This is a genomic window from Nitrobacter sp. TKz-YC02 (assembly GCF_049852135.1).
Lineage (GTDB): Bacteria > Pseudomonadota > Alphaproteobacteria > Rhizobiales > Xanthobacteraceae > Nitrobacter > Nitrobacter vulgaris.
The window spans coordinates 766903-785735 of the sequence record NZ_CP180728.1 but is presented as its reverse complement, the minus strand read 5'-3'; the positions used below and the strand labels follow the sequence as shown (position 1 = coordinate 785735).

Sequence of the window (18833 nt, the reverse complement as noted above, 5' to 3'; positions counted from 1 at the left end):
TGGCTTTAGCGGCGGGTTTGGTGTAAATGCTTCTGGAACGATGCGAACCGGCTCCGCCGCTGGCGCTCAAGTGGAGTAAGTGCTTCAAGCAGCTTGCAAAAATGATTGGACTACGCGATCCGACACATAGTGACGCCTATCATAATTCCCGGCCGGAGCATCAGGTAAACTTCGGACTCACGTTTCTCAGCGCGGGAGGTTTCGTGGCTCTTGGACGCTTTTTGCGTGACCACGCCAGCGTCCGTTTGCCGCTCCCGGACATGCAAGATTGGAAATGTCGCAGTGACCGCTTTCAATAAGACCCCGCTTCTCGACACCATCCGCACCCCCGCCGACCTGCGCAAGCTCAAGGTGGAGCAGGTCCGGCAGATTGCGGACGAGTTGCGTCTGGAGACGATCGACGCGGTTTCTGTGACGGGGGGGCATTTCGGTGCCGGTCTCGGCGTGGTCGAGCTCACCACGGCCATCCACTACGTCTTCGATACCCCGCGCGACCGACTCATCTGGGATGTCGGCCATCAGGCCTATCCGCACAAGATCCTGACCGGCCGTCGCGACCGCATTCGCACGCTACGCACCGGCGGCGGCCTATCCGGATTCACCAAGCGCACCGAAAGCGACTACGACCCGTTCGGCGCCGCGCATTCCTCGACCTCAATCTCGGCCAGCCTCGGCATGGCGGTGGCGCGCGACCTCTCGGGCGGCAAGAACAACGTCATCGCCGTGATCGGCGACGGCGCAATGTCCGCAGGCATGGCGTATGAGGCGATGAACAATGCCGGCGCGATGAACTCGCGGCTCATTGTCATTCTCAACGACAACGACATGTCGATCGCGCCGCCGGTTGGCGCAATGTCCGCTTATCTGTCACGGCTATACTCCGGCAAGACCTATCGCTCGCTGCGCGAGGCGGCCAAGCAGCTCGGCAAGCACCTGCCTAAAATGATCGCCGACCGTGCCGAGCGCGTCGAGGAATATTCGCGCGGCTTCATGACCAACAGTGGCACACTGTTCGAGGAACTCGGCTTCTACTATGTTGGCCCGATCGACGGTCACAACCTCGATCACCTGTTGCCGGTGCTGAAGAACGTCCGCGACATGGAGAACGGGCCGATCCTGGTTCACGTCGTGACCCAGAAGGGCAAGGGCTATCCGCCAGCGGAGGCCGCCGCCGACAAGTATCACGCCGTGGTCAAGTTCGACATCTCCACCGGCGCGCAGTCCAAATCGAAACCGAACGCACCCGCCTATCAGAACGTGTTCGGCCAGAGTCTCGTCAAGGAAGCCGAGAAGGACGACAAGATCGTCGCCATCACCGCGGCGATGCCGTCCGGCACCGGCGTCGACATCTTCAACAAGGCTTTTCCGAATCGGACCTTCGATGTCGGCATTGCCGAACAGCATGCTGTGACGTTCGCCGCCGGTCTCGCTACCGAGGGTTTCAAGCCGTTCTGTGCTATCTATTCGACATTCCTGCAACGTGGGTACGATCAGGTGGTGCACGACGTGGCGATCCAGTCGCTCCCGGTGCGCTTCGCCATCGACCGCGCCGGCCTCGTCGGCGCCGACGGCGCGACACACGCCGGCTCGTTCGACAACGCTTTTCTCGGCTGCCTGCCGAACATGGTCATCATGGCGGCGTCCGATGAAGCCGAGCTGGTGCATATGGTGGCGACGCAGGTCGCGATCAACGACCGCCCCAGCGCGGTACGCTATCCGCGCGGCGAAGGCCGCGGCGTCGAAATGCCGGAGGTCGGCGTTCCGCTTCCGATCGGCAAGGGCCGCATCGTCCGCTACGGCAGCAAGGTCGCGCTATTGTCTTTCGGCACCCGTCTTGCCGAATGCGAAAAGGCGGCCGACGAACTTGCAGCGCATGGCCTGTCCACCACCATCGCCGACGCCCGTTTTATGAAACCGCTCGACGTTGACCTAGTGCTGAAACTCGCGCGGGACCACGATGTGCTTGTCACGATCGAGGAAGGCTCAGTTGGAGGCTTCGGCTCCCACGTGTTGCAGACGCTGACGGATAACGGCGCGTTGGACAACGGCCTGGTGCGGGTACGCTCGATCATCCTGCCGGACGAGTTTCTTGACCACGATACCCCAACCGCGATGTACGCTAACGCCGGGCTTGACGCCAAAGGTATCGTCGCCAAGGTATTCGAGGCACTCGGCAAGAACGTCAGCGCCGAGACCGTCAAGCTGGCCTGAGCATCACATGATGCGCGCGCCGTTATTGCGCGCACGCGACAAAATTGGCCCTTGCCAATTTTGCGCTGGGCCAAGCAATCCAGCGTTGCACGCGAAGACCCGATTGCTTCGTCGCAAGTGCTCTTCGCAATGAAGACGATATAAATCGCCCGCGCGCATCGGATCGGTTTCCAGCCGGCCTCAAGGCTTTGAGCTCACCATGGCGAAGCGCGACAATACCGGACCCCACGCTCGCAAGCGAGCCGACGTTCTGCTGGTCGAGCGCGGCCTGTTCGAAAGCCGGGCGCGGGCTCAAGCCGCGATCGAGGCCGGGTTCGTTACCGCCGACGGAAAGGCGGTAACAAAAGTTTCCGAGACGATTGACGTCAATGCCGCGATCGAGGCGCGTCCCGCGCACCCTTACGTATCGCGCGGCGGCGTGAAGCTTGCCGGCGCGCTCGCGACGTATCCGATCGAAATCGAGAACCATATCTGTCTTGATGTCGGCGCCTCGACCGGCGGCTTCACCGAAGTGCTGCTGAGCGAGGGTGCGTCGCTGGTGTTCGCCGTCGATGTCGGCCGCGATCAACTGCATCCGAGCCTGCGCGGTCATCCCCGGGTGGTGTCGATGGAGTCCACTGACATCCGCTCGCTGGAGGGCACGCGGCTGCCGCAACGGCCGGACGTGGTGGTGATGGATGCGAGCTTTATTTCGTTGAAAGCCATCCTTCCGGTCGCATTGTCGCTGGCGGCAGCTCCGATGCATCTGCTCGCGTTGATCAAGCCACAGTTCGAGGCGCCGCGTGTCGCGATCAAAAAAGGCATCGTCCGCGACGCAGCGGTGCATCGGGCGGTGTGCAACGATATCGCTACCTTCGCGGCAACGCTGGGATGCAGCGATATAGAAATTTTCCCGTCCCCGATCCCAGGCGGCGACGGCAACATCGAATTCTTCCTGGGTGCCCGCCGTGGTTAAGCAGGAATCTCAAATCGACAACACGCACCTGACCATCGATCACGTCGGTCATCGCGGCGACGGCGTCGCCCAGACCGATGGCGGCAACGTCTATGTCCCTTACACACTGGGCGGAGAAGCCGTCGAGATCGAACCGCTCACCGGCCGTGCCGACCGCGCGCGCCTCCTCCGAATCGCAACAGCGAGCCCGGACCGGATCGTCCCGTTCTGTACTCACTTTGGCGCATGCGGGGGCTGTGCGATCCAGCACTGGCGGCCGGAGGCCTACCGCGCCTGGAAGCGGCAGATCGTGATCGACACGCTGGCACAGGCCCGCATCGACTGTGCTGTGGGCGAACTCATCGACGCGCATGGCGCCGGCCGCCGGCGGATTACCCTCCATGCCCGGAGCGACGGCGGCAAGCTGCGCGTCGGCTTCTCCGCACCGAACAGCCATGCCATCGTGCCGATCGATGCCTGCCCGGTGCTCGACCCTGCCCTCCACAGTGCGATTGATGCAGCGCGTGAGCTAGCCGAAGCGCTGAAGCCTGCGAACAAGCCGCTCGATATCCAGGTGACCGCGACCTGCAATGGTCTCGATGTCGACGTCCGCGGCTCCGGACAACTGCCCGCCGCGTTGGTCGCAACACTATCGCGTATCGCAGAGGCGCACCGGCTGGCGCGGCTGACTCGTCACGGCGAACTGGTACTGATGCGCGCGCCGCCTGTGATCGAGATCGGCGCGTCCCGGCTTGTCCTTCCGCCGGGCTCATTCCTACAGGCGACGGTCGCCGGCGAAGAAACGCTGGCGGCCCGGGTCGCCGCGCATTGCGGCAAGGCCAAGCATATCGCCGATCTGTTCTGCGGCGTCGGCCCATTCGCGCTGCGGCTCGCGGCCCGAGCGCGGATCGCGGCCTTCGACAGCGACGCAGCCGCAGTGGCGGCGTTACAGAAGGCGACAGCAGTCCCCGGGCTGAAACCGATCAAGGCCGAGATTCGCGATCTATTCCGCCGCCCGTTGATGGCCCAGGAACTGCGTGACCTCGATGCGGCGGTCTTCGATCCGCCCCGGAAGGGAGCAGAGGCGCAAAGCAAACAACTCGCAGCCAGCAGGATTCCCGTCGTTGTCGCAGTGTCGTGCAACACGGCGACATTTGCGCGTGACGCGCGCATCCTCATCGATGGGGGCTACAACCTGGAGACTGTAACGCCTGTCGATCAATTCCGGCATTCGCCGCACATCGAACTGGTCGCGAAATTTTCACGCCAGCGGTGAACCGTTCGCGGCGTACAATGACCCACGACCGAGGGGCTCCGTTTGTCATCCGGAGGTATCGCTTCCTCCAACGCCATGGCTCGCGTATCAAGGCAGGTCGATCGGACCCGGGATGACCCTTCACAAGAGGCTTCCATGGACGTGAATATGGATCGTCTGAATCAATTCATGGGCAAGATGGTCACCGATATCGGCGCGGCCGCCAATGCAGCCCTGATCCGCACCGGCGACCGCCTCGGGCTCTACAAGGCGCTGGCAAGTAAAGGCCCGATGACGCCCGCCGAACTGGCGCAAGCCACCGGTACTACTGAGCGTTACGTGCGCGAATGGCTATCGGCGCAGGCTGCATCGGGTTACGTCGAGTATGACGCAACGACGAAGACGTTCTCGATGCTACCGGAACAGGCGATGGTGTTCGCCGACGACGACAGCCCGGTGTTCATGGGCGCGATCGGCGACATGATGGCCGCGATCATGCTCGATGAGCCGAAGGTCTCGGAAGCCTTCAAGAGCGGCAAAGGAGTCGGCTGGAACGACCGCGCCGAATGCCTGTTCTGCGGCACCGCGCGCTTCTTCCGTACGACCTATAAGCACCATCTGGTGCAAGAATGGTTGCCCGCGCTCGACGGCGTCGTGGCCAAACTCGAACGTGGCGCCAAAATGGCCGATATCGGCTGCGGCCACGGCATCTCGACGCTGCTGATGGCCAAAGCCTATCCAAATTCGCATTTCTTCGGCTTCGATGCCCATCCGGGCTCGATCGCCGCCGCGCAAGCCGCCGCAACCAGCGAGGGCTTGAACCAGCGCGTCACCTTCGCAGTCGCCGCCGCCAAGACGTATCCGGCCAACGACTACGATCTGGTATGCTTCTTCGATTGCCTGCACGACATGGGCGACCCTGTCGGCGCACTCAGCCACGTCAGGGAGACGCTGGCGAAGAATGGCACCTGCATGCTGGTCGAGCCGTTCGCCCAGGACAAACTGGAAGACAACCTCAATCCGGTTGGCCGGCTGTTCTATGCGGCGTCCACCATGGTCTGCACGCCAGCGTCGATGGCCCAAGAGGTCGGCCTCGCGCTTGGCGCACAAGCCGGCGAGGCCAGGCTCCGCGAGGTCGCCAAGGCTGCCGGTTTCTCTCAGTTACGCCGCGCGGCGGAAACACCGTTTAACCTGGTGCTGGAGGCGCGAGTCTGAGCCGATAGATCGGCTCTCGTCCTGCGGGCCATGTCCTGTAGCGATTCTGAGCGAAGTGGATACCGGTTCGCGTAAAGAAAACGCGTCAGAACAACAATCTGGAGGTTCGCTTCCGATTCAATCAGAAGCGGAAAGGCTCTAGCGCGCGCCGACCTGCCCTCGGTGTCGCAGGAAATGATCCGCCAGGACGCAGGCCACCATGGCCTCTCCCACCGGTACGGCGCGGATGCCGACGCAAGGATCATGGCGGCCCTTGGTGAGGATATCGGTATCGGTGCCGTTGCGATCGATGGTTTTACGCGGCGACAGGATGGACGAGGTCGGCTTCACCGCGAACCGCGCCACAACGGGTTGGCCGGTGGATATGCCGCCGAGAATGCCGCCGGCATGGTTCGAGGTGAACACCGGACCGTGGTTGCCCACATTGGACGAAGAACTGCGCATCTCGTCGGCATTCTCTTCACCGGTCAGCGCGGCCGCACCAAAGCCAGCACCGATCTCGACGCCCTTGACCGCGTTGATGCTCATCAGCGCCGCGGCAAGGTCGCCGTCGAGCTTGGCATAGATCGGCGCGCCGAGTCCTGCCGGCACCCCTTCGGCCACCACCTCAACCACGGCGCCGATAGATGAACCACTCTTGCGGATGCCATCGAGATAGCTCTCGAAGAACGCGGCCTTGTCCTTATCGGGACAGAAGAACGGATTCCGCGCGATCTCGTCCCAATCCCATTTCTCACGATCGATCTTGTGCGGACCCATCTGTACCAGCGCGCCGCGCACGGTCATATTGGGGACGATCTTGCGCGCGATAGCACCGGCCGCGACCCGCATCGCGGTCTCGCGCGCCGAGGAACGCCCGCCCCCCCGATAGTCGCGCAGACCGTACTTTGCCTCATAGGTGAAGTCGGCATGGCCGGGGCGAAACTTGTCCTTGATGTCAGAATAATCTTTCGAGCGCTGGTCGGCGTTCTCGATCAAAAGTCCGATCGGCGTACCCGTCGTTACCTGCTGGCCGGTTTCGGGATCCGCCATAACACCCGACAGAATCTTCACCGCATCCGGCTCCTGCCGCTGCGTCGTAAAACGCGACTGGCCGGGACGGCGGCGGTCGAGATCGCGCTGGATCTCCTCGACCGTTAGGGCGAGCTGCGGCGGGCAACCGTCGACCACGCAGCCAATTGCTACCCCGTGGCTCTCGCCAAAGGTCGTGACCCGGAACAGGTGACCGAAGGTATTGTGAGACATCGATAATCCAAAGCGCGAAACCGCTACTTCTCGTAGCGGCATGTTGCGCAAATCGCAACTTTCCGGCTTGCGGTTCGGCCGCCCTGTCACCTCAGAAAGCGCCGGGGGAGGCGGTTTCTTGCTTAACTATGCTTGGCCAGCCCATCCTCGCCGAGCACGTACACCGCACCCTGCTCGATGCGCAGACTGGCGGCTGTTTTCGCAGTCTGAAGCCCCATCACGACCATCAGCGCCCGCGCCGTGCCGCTATGCGCGACCGCGACGGTGGCGGACCTTAGCGAATGATACCAGTCGCGCAACCGCGAGGTGGCTGAGGCGTAGCTTTCGCCGCCCGGCGGCGCCACGCTCCATTTATCAGCCTCACGAGCGGCATAGACATCGGGATTGGCGACCCTCATCTCCGCCAGGGTCAGACCTTCCCAATGCCCGTAACCGACCTCGCGCAACCGGTCGTCGACGGAATAGTCATGAAGCGGCAGGTTCAGGACGCCGCGCGTCAGTTCCATGGTAGCGCGCGCGCGGACAAGCGGGCTGGTGACGAAACCCAATCCGACGGGATCGCGATCCTCACGCGCAAGCAGCTTGCGCAGAATGTCCCCCGCCTTTGTCGCCTCGGCGCGGCCGAGATCATTGAGCGGAATGTCCTGGAGACCCTGGAAACGGCCGAGGGCGTTCCATTCGGTCTTGCCGTGACGGATGTAATAGATGGTGGGCATATCAAAGGCGGCTGGACTGACGACCAATTAGAACCAACGAAGCCATTCCAAGTTTTCGCCTTGCAAGGCCGTAAGGCCGTGGGACGCCTCGACCCGAGGTCGGACAGGGGCGGTGACGGTTGATGGGCCGACATATACACACTATTTGGATCAGCGGAAATACAGAGGCTATGAACCGCTCGACTGCCAATATCGCATCCCGGACCGCAGGGCGCGTTTTCAGGTCATCGGCCCGCCGCAATATCACTACCCATTCGCAACTGCCGGAACTAAATAAAATGCCGTGAGTTTCGAAAAATGCTCCAATATTGTCCCGACCGAATCGCGGAACTGCAAATCATCGTCGACTGGCTCAAACATTGCTTCCCAAATCCTACGATAGGCGGACGATACGGTTGAGCAATTTTACCCGCGTTGCGAATCAGAAACCGTCAGATTTGCACAACGATCAAGGCAAACGGGTCCGAAGCTGATGGATCGAGGGAATGAGGAAATCGCCAAGTTGCCCGGGCAGCCAAGCCCAAACTGTAGCGGCCGTAGCGACACGCCGCATTATACAACAGTTGCAATTTATCCAAATGTCGCTCGATAGTGTACTCAGCCGCCTATATAGGCAGTTCGGGGGCCGCAATGTCGCGACAGACGCTGGACGATACCCTAACTTGTATTACGAGACTTGATAAGGCTTCGACCCTGGCACAGATAGCCGATGTCGTTATTGACGTCGCGCGCCCGTTCGGCTTTTCGCATGTGCTCGCAGGCATCATTCCCGTTCCAGGGATGACTGCAGAGCAGCAAATCTCAAATGTCGTTTTGCATCAATGGCCGAAAGCGTGGAGCGAGCGCTATTTCACGCAAGGTTATCTTTTTGACGATCCCACCATCCATAGGGTCAACACCTCCACGGAACCATTTCTATGGTCCGAGCTTGAACCAACGTATCGGAACACACCGGCGCCGACGCGCATCATGGGGGAAGCGCGCGAGTTTAATCTCGGGTGCGGATTCACTGTTCCGATGATCACCCTCGATGGTCAAACGGCCGGTTTCTCCCTGGCAAGTGAGCGTGCTGAAGTCCCCCCCAAGGTGCGGCGACAGCTACAACTCATCGCCATGCACGCTTTCGCGCGAGCCCTCGCGCAAAAATATAACTCAGCCCCAGTGAATCTGACTCCGCGAGAAATGGATATCCTGCAGTGGATGGCGGAAGGAAAAAGTGATTGGGAGATCGGTGTTATTCTGAAGGTCTCAGAACACCTCGTCGACAAGATCGCACGTCAGCTTCGCGCCAAACTGAACGCCACGAACCGCACCCAGACCGTCGCGACCGCGCTCAGACATAACCTTATCCGATAGGTCAAGGTACGGATTCCCGTACTTGTTCGCCGCCCTTCCTTCGCCCTAACTCGGCGTAGACATGGGCGGAGAACTTCAATGATTCACATCGTAACGGCTGAGAATATCGGGGCCTATCAGTGCGAGATGGAACAGGCCTATCGGTTGCGTCACAATGTCTTTGTCGACGAAATGGGGTGGGAAGATCTGCGCAAGCCTGACGGCCGAGAGATCGACCAGTTCGACGACGGCCGCGCACTCCACATGCTCTACATCGAAGACGGTCGCGTCCTTGGATATCAAAGGATGTTGCCATCGATGCGCCCACACCTCCTCACGGAGGTGCTTCCGCACTTGTGCGAAGGCGATTTCCCTGTAGGACCACATATTTGGGAATGGACGCGCTATTGCGTGACGCGAGAACATCGCGACCGCGGACGCATTTTGAGCCCCGCCGGAAACCTGCTTTTGTCGTCTATCGTCGAATGGGGCCTAGCGAGCGGCGTCGGAAAGATCATCATCGAGATGAATCCGTTGTGGCTTCTTCGCTTGGTGCAATTGAACTTTCGCGTGACCCCCCTCGGATTGCCGCAGCAGATCGGGAAAGATTCAATTATCGCCGTTACCGCGGCGTTCGATCGACGCACGCTGCAGAAACTTCAGGAAATGCGGGGCAATGTCGCCCAAGCCATTGTTGCCCAACCTGAGGCGGATCAGCGGCTTCGTGCTTAGCCAAAAAGCTCAAGCCCGTTTCGGCGGATTCGATCACCAGCAATCTTTTCATGGCCATACCCGTTGGAGCGGCACGACAATGTTAGTTCGTCTCGAAAGATATGCAGCGGTTGAGCAGTTGATCGATGACGCTTGGGAAATGTCCTGCCAACTCGATCTCGGCTTGGTGAAACTCCTCCTGGAAATGGCGAAACTTGAACTCTATGAGGAGATGCAGGCCGCGATCGGTTCAAACGAGATTAAGCGTTCAGAAAGGCGAACGGGGGCTCGTCGACAACTGCAATAAAACCGACAGTAAAAGGATGTTGGGATTTGCGGCTATCCGCCGCAAAAACACGCCCTCCACCGGAGTGAGCAGCGTGGCCAGTTGAGGAAAGACTTAAATGGACTGAGCATCCTCGGGCACGGTAGAGCGACCGCCGGATGGAAATCCCGGCCAACACATCGCGTGATTAGGTTCGCCGCCGCATACGGGCTAACCGAGATCGCGACGGGGGCTGTAGGAGCGCGCGTCGCGCCATTTCTCCATGAGCGCCTCTAGCTCGGAGTCATTGCCGTCGGGCAGAACGATTCGCATCGTAACGAACAGATCGCCGGAGGCCCCCCCCTTCGGGATGCCCTTGCCCTTGAGCCGGAAGGTGCGGCCGCCCGAAGTGTTCTTCGGGATCGACAGTTCAACTGCGCCGCCGAGCGTCGGCACCCGCACCTTGCTGCCCAGCACCGCCTCATAGAGCGTGATAGGCAGCTCGGCGCGCAAATCGCCCCCGTCGATCTTGAAGAACGGATGCGGAGCGACCGTCACCGTGATCAGGAGATCACCGGGGCGATGTCCGGGCACGGTTTCGCCCTGCCCTCTCAACCGAATCTGCTGGCCCGACGTTACGGCGGCCGGAATTCTGACATTGAGTTCCTTGCCGCTGGGCAGGCGGATGCGTTTCTCGCCACCTTTGACCGACTCCTCGAGCGTTACTGTCATGGCGATATTGAGATCGAGATCAGGCGAACCGAACGTGCTGGACTCAAAATCAAATGCCTGCGCGCCCGGCCGGCGTCCACCCCGCGCGCCGCCGAACATGCTGTTGATAATGTCCTCAAACCCGCCACCATCACCCCCGGGGCCACCGCCACCGCGGAAGCCGTACTGCTCGAAACCGCCGCCCGGCCGCGCGCCAGCGCGACCTCCACCGCCCGGGAAACCCTGAAAGCGCGGCTTGCCGTCTGCGTCGATCTCGCCCCGGTCAAACTGCTTGCGCCTGACCTCGTCGCCTAGGATCTCGTTGGCGGAATTCACCTCCGCGAACCGTTCGGCGGCCTTGGGATCGTTCGTGTTGGCGTCGGGGTGGTGCTTCTTCGCGAGCTTGCGAAAAGCACTTTTAATCGCCGCGGCGCTGGCGCCCCGCTGCACCCCCAAGACCTCATAGGGGTCGCGCATCCGTACCGTCTCCTTCAGGAATCTGGACAATGAGCCCCCGGACCCACCGTGCCTATCATTTGGGGTATCCGTGGCATTTTTGCAACGAGGTGGTTCAGCTATTCGCAGCTGCCGTTCTGCATCAGCTTCGCCAGGGTTTGAGGGATTGGATTTCCCACTGACCGCCGCGGGCTCTGCACGCCGCCCCCTGCAACCAACTTTCGAACTTTCCGTTAACGTAACTCGCCAAAAAATCACGGCAAGTGCGCCCCTCGGCGCTATAGGCCTGTGCCAGCGGCGTCACCGAGCCCCGCGCGCCGGTCGAGGGGTTTTCCCATGGCTGGCTCGCATCCTTATTCCCTTTAGTCAGCACGTCGGAGGCGGCTGTGCGCGCGAAAGCAAGATCGGTATCCGTCGGACGTGCATGGTTCAGCGCTGCGATCGATCCGGTAGCCTCGTTGTCCCCCATCTGCGCGAACGCCGCTTGATTCCGTGCCATACTGCAGCCTCCGGTCGTCGCCCCGATCATGATCGCCGCCACGATGGCGGCGAAGGGTCCGATCGCGGATAGGCCAACGCGCAGACGTGCCCTATACAGGTTTGCCCTGTATAAGGACCGCAACGGACTTTCGACGATAGACCGGCGCAACCTGTGGACCCCGTATGAACGACACCACGGACATCAAGAACACAAGCCAGTTAACGTCCGGTGATTTCACGGAAGCCCAGGATCCTTTTGCCCTCTTCGCGGCGTGGCTCGCGGAAGCCGTCGTGTCAGAACCAAACGACCCCGATGCCATGGCGCTCGCTACCACAGACGCCGATGGCCTGCCTGATGTGCGCATGGTGCTGATGAAGGGCTTCGATGCCGGGGGCTTCGTGTTCTACAGCCACATCGCCAGCGCCAAGGGCCGCGAACTCGCCGCAAATCCCAAAGCGGCATTGTTGTTTCACTGGAAGTCGCTACGCCGGCAGGTCCGTGTGCGTGGGCCCGTGACGCCCGTCACCGATGCGGAGGCCGATGCCTATTTCGCCACGCGTCCGAAGCAGGCGCAGATCGGCGCCTGGGTCAGCAAGCAGTCGCAGCCGCTGGAAAGCCGTTTCGCGTTCGAGCAGGCGATCGCGAAGGAAGCCGCAAAATACATCATCGGCGGTGTGCCGCGACCGCCGGGCTGGAGCGGCTGGCGGATCGCACCGACGCAATTCGAATTCTGGCACGACCGCCCATTCCGGCTGCACGACCGCATCGAATTCCGCCGCACGGCGCCTGATGCGCCGTGGACCAAGACAAGGCTGTACCCATGACCCCCGACAAGGCAAATCCTCGAACCGAGATGGCAACGGCGGTCGACCCCAACGCGCCGCGCCGCACATTGCTGCTGACCGGCGCGAGCCGCGGCATCGGCCACGCGACCGTAATCCGGTTTTCCAGCGCGGGATGGCGGGTCATCACCTGCTCGCGGCATCCGTTTCCGGAACAGTGCCCCTGGGATGCCGGCCCCGAAGACCACATTCAGGTCGACCTGTCCGACCCCGAAAACACAATGCTGGCCATCCAGGAGATCCGATCGCGGCTCGAAGGCGGTAAGCTGCACGCGCTGGTCAACAATGCCGCGATCTCGCCGAAGGGCGAGGGCGGCGCGCGGCTTGGCTCACTGAACACCGACATGGAGACCTGGGAGAAGGTATTCCGCGTCAACTTCATGGCGCCGATCATGCTGGCGCGCGGACTGATCGGCGAACTGAAGGCTGCGAAAGGCTCTGTTGTGAACGTCACATCGATCGCCGGCTCGCGCGTGCATCCGTTCGCGGGCGCGGCCTATTCAACTTCAAAAGCGGCGCTGGCCTCACTGACCCGCGAGATGGCGGCGGACTTCGGCCGCCTCGGCGTACGCGTGAATGCAATCGCGCCGGGCGAGATCGACACTTCGATCCTGTCGCCTGGAACCGAGAAGATCGTCCAGCGCCAGATCCCGCTGCGTCGCCTCGGCACCCCCGACGAAGTCTCAAAAATCGTCTACGTGCTCTGCACGGAGACAAGTTCATATGTCAACGGCGCGGAGATCCACATCAACGGCGGCCAACACGTATAGACCAGGCGCGGACAAGCACCATTGGCACATATCATTTCCGGAACCGCAGTCGCCGTCGGACTCCATAGCTCCCGCCATGGAAATCCGAGCTCACGTGAAATCGCGTATCCGGGATGAGGACGCTAAATTCAATCCGCGCAAGACCTTCGTGACGGCGCGCGCAATATCGGCGCAGCGAGACCCGCGCTGGAACAATCGTCGTCGTTCTCGCCGTCGAGCAACGCTGCACCGCAATGCCGGCATATGCGTATGGGAGCGACCGCAGCATTGTCCGCACTGAATCTGCGCAACCGTTGATAGCTACGAAAATCGAGGACGTTGCGATCCCTTGTTACGACTTTCTCAACCATTGTAACTCCCGCGATGTCATGCACGGGTTATGGCAGCAATTTTTCTTGGAAAGCGTTCAGGCGAACATTCAAATTTTACGGGGAAAATTGTGGCAAGCCCTGTCGCAAGGCCGGTGCTCGAGAGTTGGTCCTACAACCACTTCTTCCATTTAAAGATCATGTAGGGCAGCACCGCCGCAATCACCATCATGGTGAGCGCGAATGGATAGCCGAGCGACCAGTCCAGCTCTGGCATCATCTTGAAATTCATGCCGTAGATCGAGGCGATCAGCGTCGGCGGCATCAGCACCACAGCCATGACCGAAAACAGTTTAATGATGTTGTTCTGCTCGAGATTAACAACTCCAAGCATTGCATCGAGCACGAAGGTGATCTTGTTCGACAAATAAGAAGCGTGATCGGAGAGCGAGGCGACGTCACGCTGCATCGTCTTGAGCTGAGCACGCATGTCCTTAGACCATTTGGTGCTGTTGGATTCGGTCGCGACGAAGGTGACGAGACGACCTATCGAGACCAGGCTCTCGCGAACTTTCGAGGTGAGATCGCCCTTGCGGCCGATGACGATGAGGATTTCGGAATAGCGTTTGGCGCGGCCGGCGCGCGCGGACTCGTTCGGCTCGAAAATATCGTGGCTGACTTGATCGACGTCGGCGCCGGCGCGCTCCAGAATGTCGGCGCAGCGATCGATCACGGCGTCGAGCAATTCGAGCAACACCCCCTCGCCGGTCAAACCCTGTGCAGCCGCGCGCGCAAGCTTGTTCTCTACCAGCGCAAACGGCTTTAGCGCATCGTAGCGCACGGTGACGAGACGATGGCCGGACAGGATGAACGTGACAGGGGTGATGCGGGGGCGGTCGGTTTCGCTGCCGCACATCAGACTGGCAGTCATGTAGCGCGCACCGTTCTCGACATAAAGGCGGCTGGAAATCTCGATCTCCTGCATGTCCTCCCGGGTCGGCACCGCGACTCCCGCGAGCCCCTCCACGGCGCGGTCCTCGCTCGGCGTCGGATTCTCGAGATCGATCCACACGGCGCTGTCGGGCAGCGCGGCGGGATCGACCGAATCTGTCTTTCGTAGCGCCATGCCATCCGGCGCGAAGATCGAAAGCATGGCCCCTCCGAAGATAACGGCACCGACTCAAGGTGTGGACACGAACAATCTGAAGTGACGCTGGTGAATTGAATTTGGCATTCGCCAGCTACTTTGTTGCGAACCGGCAAACGAACTTGAAAGTCTAGTAGAACGTCTAGTGGCCGATTGATCCCGGCCTTTGCAAGGGCTTCCCCCGCAACGGAATGCAAATATTGGAATCGGAACCAATCGCAGCATTGAAAAGCAGGCAAAGCGCCGCCGCTGCAGCGGATGCAGTTATTCATTCCGATGCGCGGGGAACCAGCAATTACACTCTTCTTGTTACCATCTTGAGATACTGCGCCGCTGATTGCGGATCGGCATTTGCGGCAAAAATACCACAGGCGCGAGTTTGCGTAGCGGCACAGGCTTCTAAGTGCTGGAATTCGAGGGAATTCCGACAATAATGAGTTTAGAAGATTCTTGGCTTCTGGGGTGCAAGTCGCCAGGATTTCAGTGGGCATTTGGAAAACAACGATGTCGTCTCTTCGGATTAAACTTGGGATTCTGGCCGCGGGCCTGATGTTGTCGGGCTGCATGCAGGCCACGCATTACGAAGCCACCAACGCCAACAACTTCAAGCCGCGCGACAAAGAGTTGCTGTCCAAGGTCTCCTACACGAGAACGCCGGTGGCTGCGCCGTTCCGCCGCGCGATCGTCGATTATCACCGTAAGGAAGCGCCGGGCTCGATTATGGTCGATTCCGACAACCACTACCTCTATTACGTGCTCGATAACGGCAAGGCGATCCGCTATGGCGTCACCGTCGGTGAGGAAGCGCTGGCGTTCTCCGGCGTGGCGAGGGTCGGCAACATGCGCGAGTGGCCGGACTGGATTCCGACAGCCGACATTCACAAACGCATCGAGGGACTGCCGTCGCGCGTGGCGGGCGGACCGGATAACCCCCTCGGCGCGCGAGCTCTGTATCTTTATCAGGGCAATAAGGATACGTTGTTCCGGATCCACGGAACCAACCAGCCGGAATATATCGGTGCCTCGATTTCCTCGGGCTGCATTCGCATGACCAACGAGGACGCCATCGATCTTTATGATCGCGTCAAGGTGGGAACGGTGGTGGTTGTGCTTGAGCCCAAACACGGCGCGAAGATGGCCTCGTGGAACGGCGGCGGCAACTTTAACTGATCGAACGATTTCTCAATCTGCAAAGCGCCGGTTTTCCGGCGCTTTTTTTTATTGCCGTCTGTTTCCCCCGGCGTGTCAGGCCATACCAGCATTAATGGAATCAAAACCGATTTCCAGCTTTGTTTCGGGGTACTTCTTCATGCGAACTGGTGCGCATCTCGGGGCAAAGTCGCGAATATGCGTCGCCTATAGCCATCAATCAGTCGAATAGCGGTCGGAGGAATGGCGGGAGATTGCTGTGGAGCCTCCCTTTGCGTTTCACAGAATTAGCGGCTGAGCGCCGCGTTGGCGGTTTTGAAGCCGACGGCGTCGGCCACTTTGCAACCTTACCCGCAGCGTCGGCGGTCGTAGGCCGCTTCCGGGGCACGGGCACCACTTCCGCCGAGATAGCCGCTGCAGATCCAGCGTGCGGGGCAGCGCGAGATACCACGCGGCGCTCCGGCACCGTTTCAGACGCCTTGCCTTTTTCGTCCGCCATTTCGCGCTGCGGCGCTTCCGCCGGGCGTTCGGTGGGCAGCAACGGCGCGACCGCCGGCACAGGGTCGTAGATTTCCCAGTGACAGATCCGGTAGCCGTTGCGGCGCTGAATCAGGTCGAGGTGAATATGGTTCTCGTGATAGCCATCCGATCCAGGCCCCAGCACCGTGGTGAAGCGCGCGCAAACCGAGCCCAGCACCTTTTCCCGCAAATCCCGCGCCACCGCCCGATCCGTCAAATCGATTGTCCGTCCGTTTGCGAGCTTGAGGGCACCCACGTCGAGCGCATTGGCGCGCCCGTGTTCGGACAGCTTTGATCCGGCGACCCGGTTGCGCCCTCGGCATTCAAACGAGTCGAGATTGTCGAGTTCGCTGACCCGGCTGCCGAGCCCCTCAGCCAGCGGCGCCATGTCGCTTCGAATCCAGTCCGCAATCGCGGACGCCATTTTGCAGCGGAGGGTGGCGGCAGGCTTGACCGCGGCCCGGCCACCGTTGGGCAGCACCACGGCTTCAAGCCGGACCAGATCGTCACCGCCGCACTCGCCAGGCCCCGCGATCGCAGGAATGCTCGGGGCGATGGCGACCGAATCGGTCAACGCCAGGCGGCAGGGAGAAGGCTCCGGCGCAATCTCGGGCGTCGCGGGGCGATCCTTCCCCATCTGTGTGCTACCCTTGCCATCGGACGCCGGCGCGGCGGCCGGACGAGGTTGTGGCAACGGCGTCCTGCTTCCAGCCAATGCCGTTGCCGGCATTAAAAGGACTGCGAGCGCTACCATGGCCCATGGGTCGCGGGCTAAAGCACGGCACAGCAGTTGGCCGCCTGAAATCCCCGCGCCAGACTTCTTCATGGCAAATCCCCGCCAGGAGAACGATAAAGAGAGCGAGGATCAACAGGAAGGTTCGAATGCTCGGCTTGATGCAAGACTGGCCTCTGCTGTGTCATCGGATCATCGATCATGCGGCAAAGATTCATAGCGGGCGCGAGGTGGTCACGCGATCGGTCGAAGGTCCGATTCATCGGACCAACTACGCCGAAATTCGCGGCCGCGCGCTGAAACTGGCGCAGCGGCTCGATCGCCAAGGCATCAAGCTGGGAGACCGCGTCGCTACCATTGCCTGGAACACCTGGCGTCATCTCGAGGCCTGGTATGGCATCATGGGCATCGGCGCGGTCTGCCATACCGTAAACCCTCGCCTGTTTCCGGATCAGATCGCCTGGATCATCAACCATGCGAAAGATCGCATCGTGATGACCGATATCACCTTCATCCCGATTCTGGAGAAGATCGCCGACAGGCTGCCAAGCGTGGAACGCTACATCATCCTCACCGATAAGGTGCATATGCCGCAGACCGCGCTGAAAAATGCGGTCCCATACGAAGACTGGATCGCAGAAGCCGACGGCGACTTTACCTGGCAAACTTTTGACGAGAACACCGCAGCCGCGATGTGCTACACGTCGGGAACCACGGGCAATCCGAAAGGCGTGGTGTACTCGCATCGTTCCAATGTGTTGCATTCGATGATTGTCAACAGCGCTGACGCGCTGGGTGCGGCATCGAAGGATACAATGCTGCCGATGGTCCCGCTGTTCCATGCCAATAGTTGGGGAATAGCGTTCTCTGCGCCATCCATGGGCACAAAGCTGGTGATGCCCGGCGCCAAACTCGACGGCGCATCGGTTTACGAACTGCTGTCGAGCGAGAAAGTCACCTTCACAGCGGGCGTCCCTACCGTGTGGCTGATGCTGCTGCAGCATATGGAAACAAACAACCTCAGGCTGCCGGACCTCAAGGTGGTAATCTGCGGCGGCTCGGCGGCGCCGCGCTCGGTGATCAAGGCTTTCGACGACATGGATATCGAGGTTCGCCACTCCTGGGGCATGACGGAGATGTCGTCACGCGGCACTGCCGGTGCATTGCAAGGCAGGTTCAGCCACCTCAAGGGAGACGCCAAGCTCGATCGGCTGCAGATGCAGGGATACGCGCCATTCATGGTCGAGATGAAGATCACCGACGACGCCGGCAACGAACTGCCGTGGGATGGCACGACCCCCGGCCGGCTCAAGGTGCGAGGCCCCGCGATCTCCGGCGCCTACTACCGCGTCAATGACAATATCCTCGACGGGGAGGGCTTCTTCGATACCGGCGACGTTGCCACCATCGACGAGTACGGCTACGTCCGGATCACGGACCGATCAAAGGACGTGCTCAAATCGGGGGGCGAATGGATCTCGTCGATCGATCTGGAGAATCTCGCCGTTGAACATCCCAAGGTAGCGGAAGCCGCCGTAATCGGGATGCACCATCCAAAATGGGGCGAACGTCCGCTCCTGATCGTCCAGCTCAGGAAAGGCGAGAGCGCGACGCGCGACGAGATTCTCGGTTTCATGGATGGCAAGATAGTCAAATGGTGGATGCCCGACGACGTCGCATTCGTCGACAGCATTCCCCACACCGCCACCGGAAAGATTCTGAAAACGGCGCTGCGCGAACAGTTCAGGGGATACAGCTTTCCTAACGCCACGGCGTGACATCTCGGCGCTGAACCAACGAAATGCCTGGGCGAGGCCAAGCATTTTCATG

17 protein-coding genes are annotated in these 18833 nt (G+C 60.8%); 11 read left to right on the top strand and 6 right to left on the bottom strand.

Annotated elements, in window-relative coordinates:
* Positions 1-282: 282 nt before the first annotated feature.
* The 4 genes from dxs to ACM561_RS03635 all read left to right on the top strand — a co-directional run bounded on the left by dxs (position 283) and on the right by ACM561_RS03635 (position 5615).
* Positions 283-2211, top strand: a complete 1929-nt coding sequence (dxs, locus tag ACM561_RS03650) for a 1-deoxy-D-xylulose-5-phosphate synthase (RefSeq protein ID WP_425908120.1) — start codon at positions 283-285, stop codon at positions 2209-2211.
* Between the two features lie 199 nt (positions 2212-2410).
* Entirely contained in the window at positions 2411-3166 is a 756-nt protein-coding gene (locus ACM561_RS03645; RefSeq protein WP_425908118.1) for a TlyA family RNA methyltransferase, read from the top strand.
* Positions 3159-4421 (top strand): class I SAM-dependent RNA methyltransferase, encoded by a 1263-nt coding sequence (locus ACM561_RS03640; RefSeq protein ID WP_425908116.1) that lies wholly within the window; start codon positions 3159-3161, stop codon positions 4419-4421. Before ACM561_RS03645 ends, ACM561_RS03640 begins: the two co-directional genes overlap by 8 nt.
* Positions 4422-4556: 135 nt before the next feature.
* On the top strand, positions 4557-5615 hold the full coding sequence (locus tag ACM561_RS03635) for a class I SAM-dependent methyltransferase (protein ID WP_425908114.1): 1059 nt from the start codon (positions 4557-4559) through the stop codon (positions 5613-5615).
* 138 nt (positions 5616-5753) lie between these two features.
* On the opposite strand, the gene aroC is transcribed toward ACM561_RS03635, so the two are convergent.
* Together aroC and ACM561_RS03625 are read right to left on the bottom strand one after the other, a co-directional pair.
* A complete protein-coding gene (gene aroC, locus ACM561_RS03630; protein ID WP_425908112.1) occupies positions 5754-6860 on the bottom strand; it encodes a chorismate synthase in 1107 nt (368 codons plus the stop codon).
* Positions 6861-6982: 122 nt separating this feature from the next.
* Positions 6983-7576 carry a histidine phosphatase family protein gene (locus ACM561_RS03625; protein ID WP_425908110.1) on the bottom strand — a complete coding sequence of 198 codons (594 nt, stop codon included), beginning with the start codon at positions 7574-7576 and terminating at the stop codon, positions 6983-6985.
* A gap of 630 nt (positions 7577-8206) precedes the next feature.
* Between ACM561_RS03625 and ACM561_RS03620 the strand changes: the two genes are divergently transcribed.
* The 3 genes from ACM561_RS03620 (at position 8207) to ACM561_RS03610 (ending at position 9929) form a co-directional block, all read left to right on the top strand.
* Complete coding sequence (locus tag ACM561_RS03620) at positions 8207-8932, top strand: helix-turn-helix transcriptional regulator (RefSeq protein WP_425908109.1); 726 nt, start codon at positions 8207-8209, stop codon at positions 8930-8932.
* A gap of 78 nt (positions 8933-9010) precedes the next feature.
* Positions 9011-9643, top strand: coding sequence for an acyl-homoserine-lactone synthase (locus ACM561_RS03615; RefSeq protein WP_425908107.1), 633 nt, complete (start codon positions 9011-9013; stop codon positions 9641-9643).
* On the top strand, positions 9636-9929 hold the full coding sequence (locus ACM561_RS03610; protein ID WP_425908105.1) for a hypothetical protein: 294 nt from the start codon (positions 9636-9638) through the stop codon (positions 9927-9929). The genes ACM561_RS03615 and ACM561_RS03610 overlap by 8 nt, the downstream gene beginning before the upstream one ends.
* Before the next feature lie 189 nt (positions 9930-10118).
* Here the strand turns inward: ACM561_RS03610 and ACM561_RS03605 are convergent, their stop codons facing one another.
* Entirely contained in the window at positions 10119-11075 is a 957-nt protein-coding gene (locus ACM561_RS03605; protein WP_425908104.1) for a DnaJ C-terminal domain-containing protein, read from the bottom strand.
* Positions 11076-11196: 121 nt separating this feature from the next.
* Complete coding sequence (locus tag ACM561_RS03600; RefSeq protein WP_425908102.1) at positions 11197-11676, bottom strand: RT0821/Lpp0805 family surface protein; 480 nt, start codon at positions 11674-11676, stop codon at positions 11197-11199.
* Between the two features lie 41 nt (positions 11677-11717).
* Between ACM561_RS03600 and pdxH the strand changes: the two genes are divergently transcribed.
* Entirely contained in the window at positions 11718-12359 is a 642-nt protein-coding gene (gene pdxH, locus ACM561_RS03595) for a pyridoxamine 5'-phosphate oxidase (RefSeq protein ID WP_425908100.1), read from the top strand.
* Positions 12356-13147, top strand: coding sequence for an SDR family NAD(P)-dependent oxidoreductase (locus ACM561_RS03590; RefSeq protein WP_309773550.1), 792 nt, complete (start codon positions 12356-12358; stop codon positions 13145-13147). The genes pdxH and ACM561_RS03590 overlap by 4 nt, the downstream gene beginning before the upstream one ends.
* Positions 13148-13627: 480 nt before the next feature.
* Here ACM561_RS03590 and ACM561_RS03585 read toward each other — a convergent pair whose 3' ends face one another.
* The gene (locus tag ACM561_RS03585) at positions 13628-14608 is read right to left on the bottom strand and encodes a magnesium transporter CorA family protein (RefSeq protein WP_425908097.1); all 981 of its coding nucleotides are present in this window, start codon (positions 14606-14608) and stop codon (positions 13628-13630) included.
* Positions 14609-15106: 498 nt separating this feature from the next.
* Here ACM561_RS03585 and ACM561_RS03580 point away from each other — a divergent pair, with 498 nt between their 5' ends.
* Positions 15107-15772 carry a L,D-transpeptidase gene (locus ACM561_RS03580; protein ID WP_079445758.1) on the top strand — a complete coding sequence of 222 codons (666 nt, stop codon included), beginning with the start codon at positions 15107-15109 and terminating at the stop codon, positions 15770-15772.
* Positions 15773-15971: 199 nt separating this feature from the next.
* Here ACM561_RS03580 and ACM561_RS03575 read toward each other — a convergent pair whose 3' ends face one another.
* Positions 15972-17096 carry an extensin family protein gene (locus tag ACM561_RS03575; RefSeq protein WP_425908095.1) on the bottom strand — a complete coding sequence of 375 codons (1125 nt, stop codon included), beginning with the start codon at positions 17094-17096 and terminating at the stop codon, positions 15972-15974.
* Positions 17097-17152: 56 nt separating this feature from the next.
* Between ACM561_RS03575 and ACM561_RS03570 the strand changes: the two genes are divergently transcribed.
* A complete protein-coding gene (locus tag ACM561_RS03570; RefSeq protein WP_425908094.1) occupies positions 17153-18781 on the top strand; it encodes a fatty-acid--CoA ligase in 1629 nt (542 codons plus the stop codon).
* Positions 18782-18833 lie beyond the last annotated feature (52 nt).

Excerpts from the sequence above, each read along its gene's own strand:
- ACM561_RS03615 (WP_425908107.1), top strand. The coding sequence starts at position 9,011 with ATGATTCACATCGTAACGGCTGAGAATATCGGGGCCTATCAGTGCGAG.
- ACM561_RS03620 (WP_425908109.1), top strand. The coding sequence starts at position 8,207 with ATGTCGCGACAGACGCTGGACGATACCCTAACTTGTATTACGAGACTT.
- ACM561_RS03570 (WP_425908094.1), top strand. The coding sequence starts at position 17,153 with ATGCTCGGCTTGATGCAAGACTGGCCTCTGCTGTGTCATCGGATCATC.
- aroC (WP_425908112.1), bottom strand. The coding sequence starts at position 6,860 with ATGTCTCACAATACCTTCGGTCACCTGTTCCGGGTCACGACCTTTGGC.
- ACM561_RS03635 (WP_425908114.1), top strand. The coding sequence starts at position 4,557 with ATGGACGTGAATATGGATCGTCTGAATCAATTCATGGGCAAGATGGTC.
- ACM561_RS03590 (WP_309773550.1), top strand. The coding sequence starts at position 12,356 with ATGACCCCCGACAAGGCAAATCCTCGAACCGAGATGGCAACGGCGGTC.
- ACM561_RS03645 (WP_425908118.1), top strand. The coding sequence starts at position 2,411 with ATGGCGAAGCGCGACAATACCGGACCCCACGCTCGCAAGCGAGCCGAC.
- pdxH (WP_425908100.1), top strand. The coding sequence starts at position 11,718 with ATGAACGACACCACGGACATCAAGAACACAAGCCAGTTAACGTCCGGT.
- ACM561_RS03575 (WP_425908095.1), bottom strand. The coding sequence starts at position 17,096 with ATGAAGAAGTCTGGCGCGGGGATTTCAGGCGGCCAACTGCTGTGCCGT.
- ACM561_RS03605 (WP_425908104.1), bottom strand. The coding sequence starts at position 11,075 with ATGCGCGACCCCTATGAGGTCTTGGGGGTGCAGCGGGGCGCCAGCGCC.
- ACM561_RS03580 (WP_079445758.1), top strand. The coding sequence starts at position 15,107 with ATGTCGTCTCTTCGGATTAAACTTGGGATTCTGGCCGCGGGCCTGATG.
- ACM561_RS03625 (WP_425908110.1), bottom strand. The coding sequence starts at position 7,576 with ATGCCCACCATCTATTACATCCGTCACGGCAAGACCGAATGGAACGCC.
- ACM561_RS03585 (WP_425908097.1), bottom strand. The coding sequence starts at position 14,608 with ATGCTTTCGATCTTCGCGCCGGATGGCATGGCGCTACGAAAGACAGAT.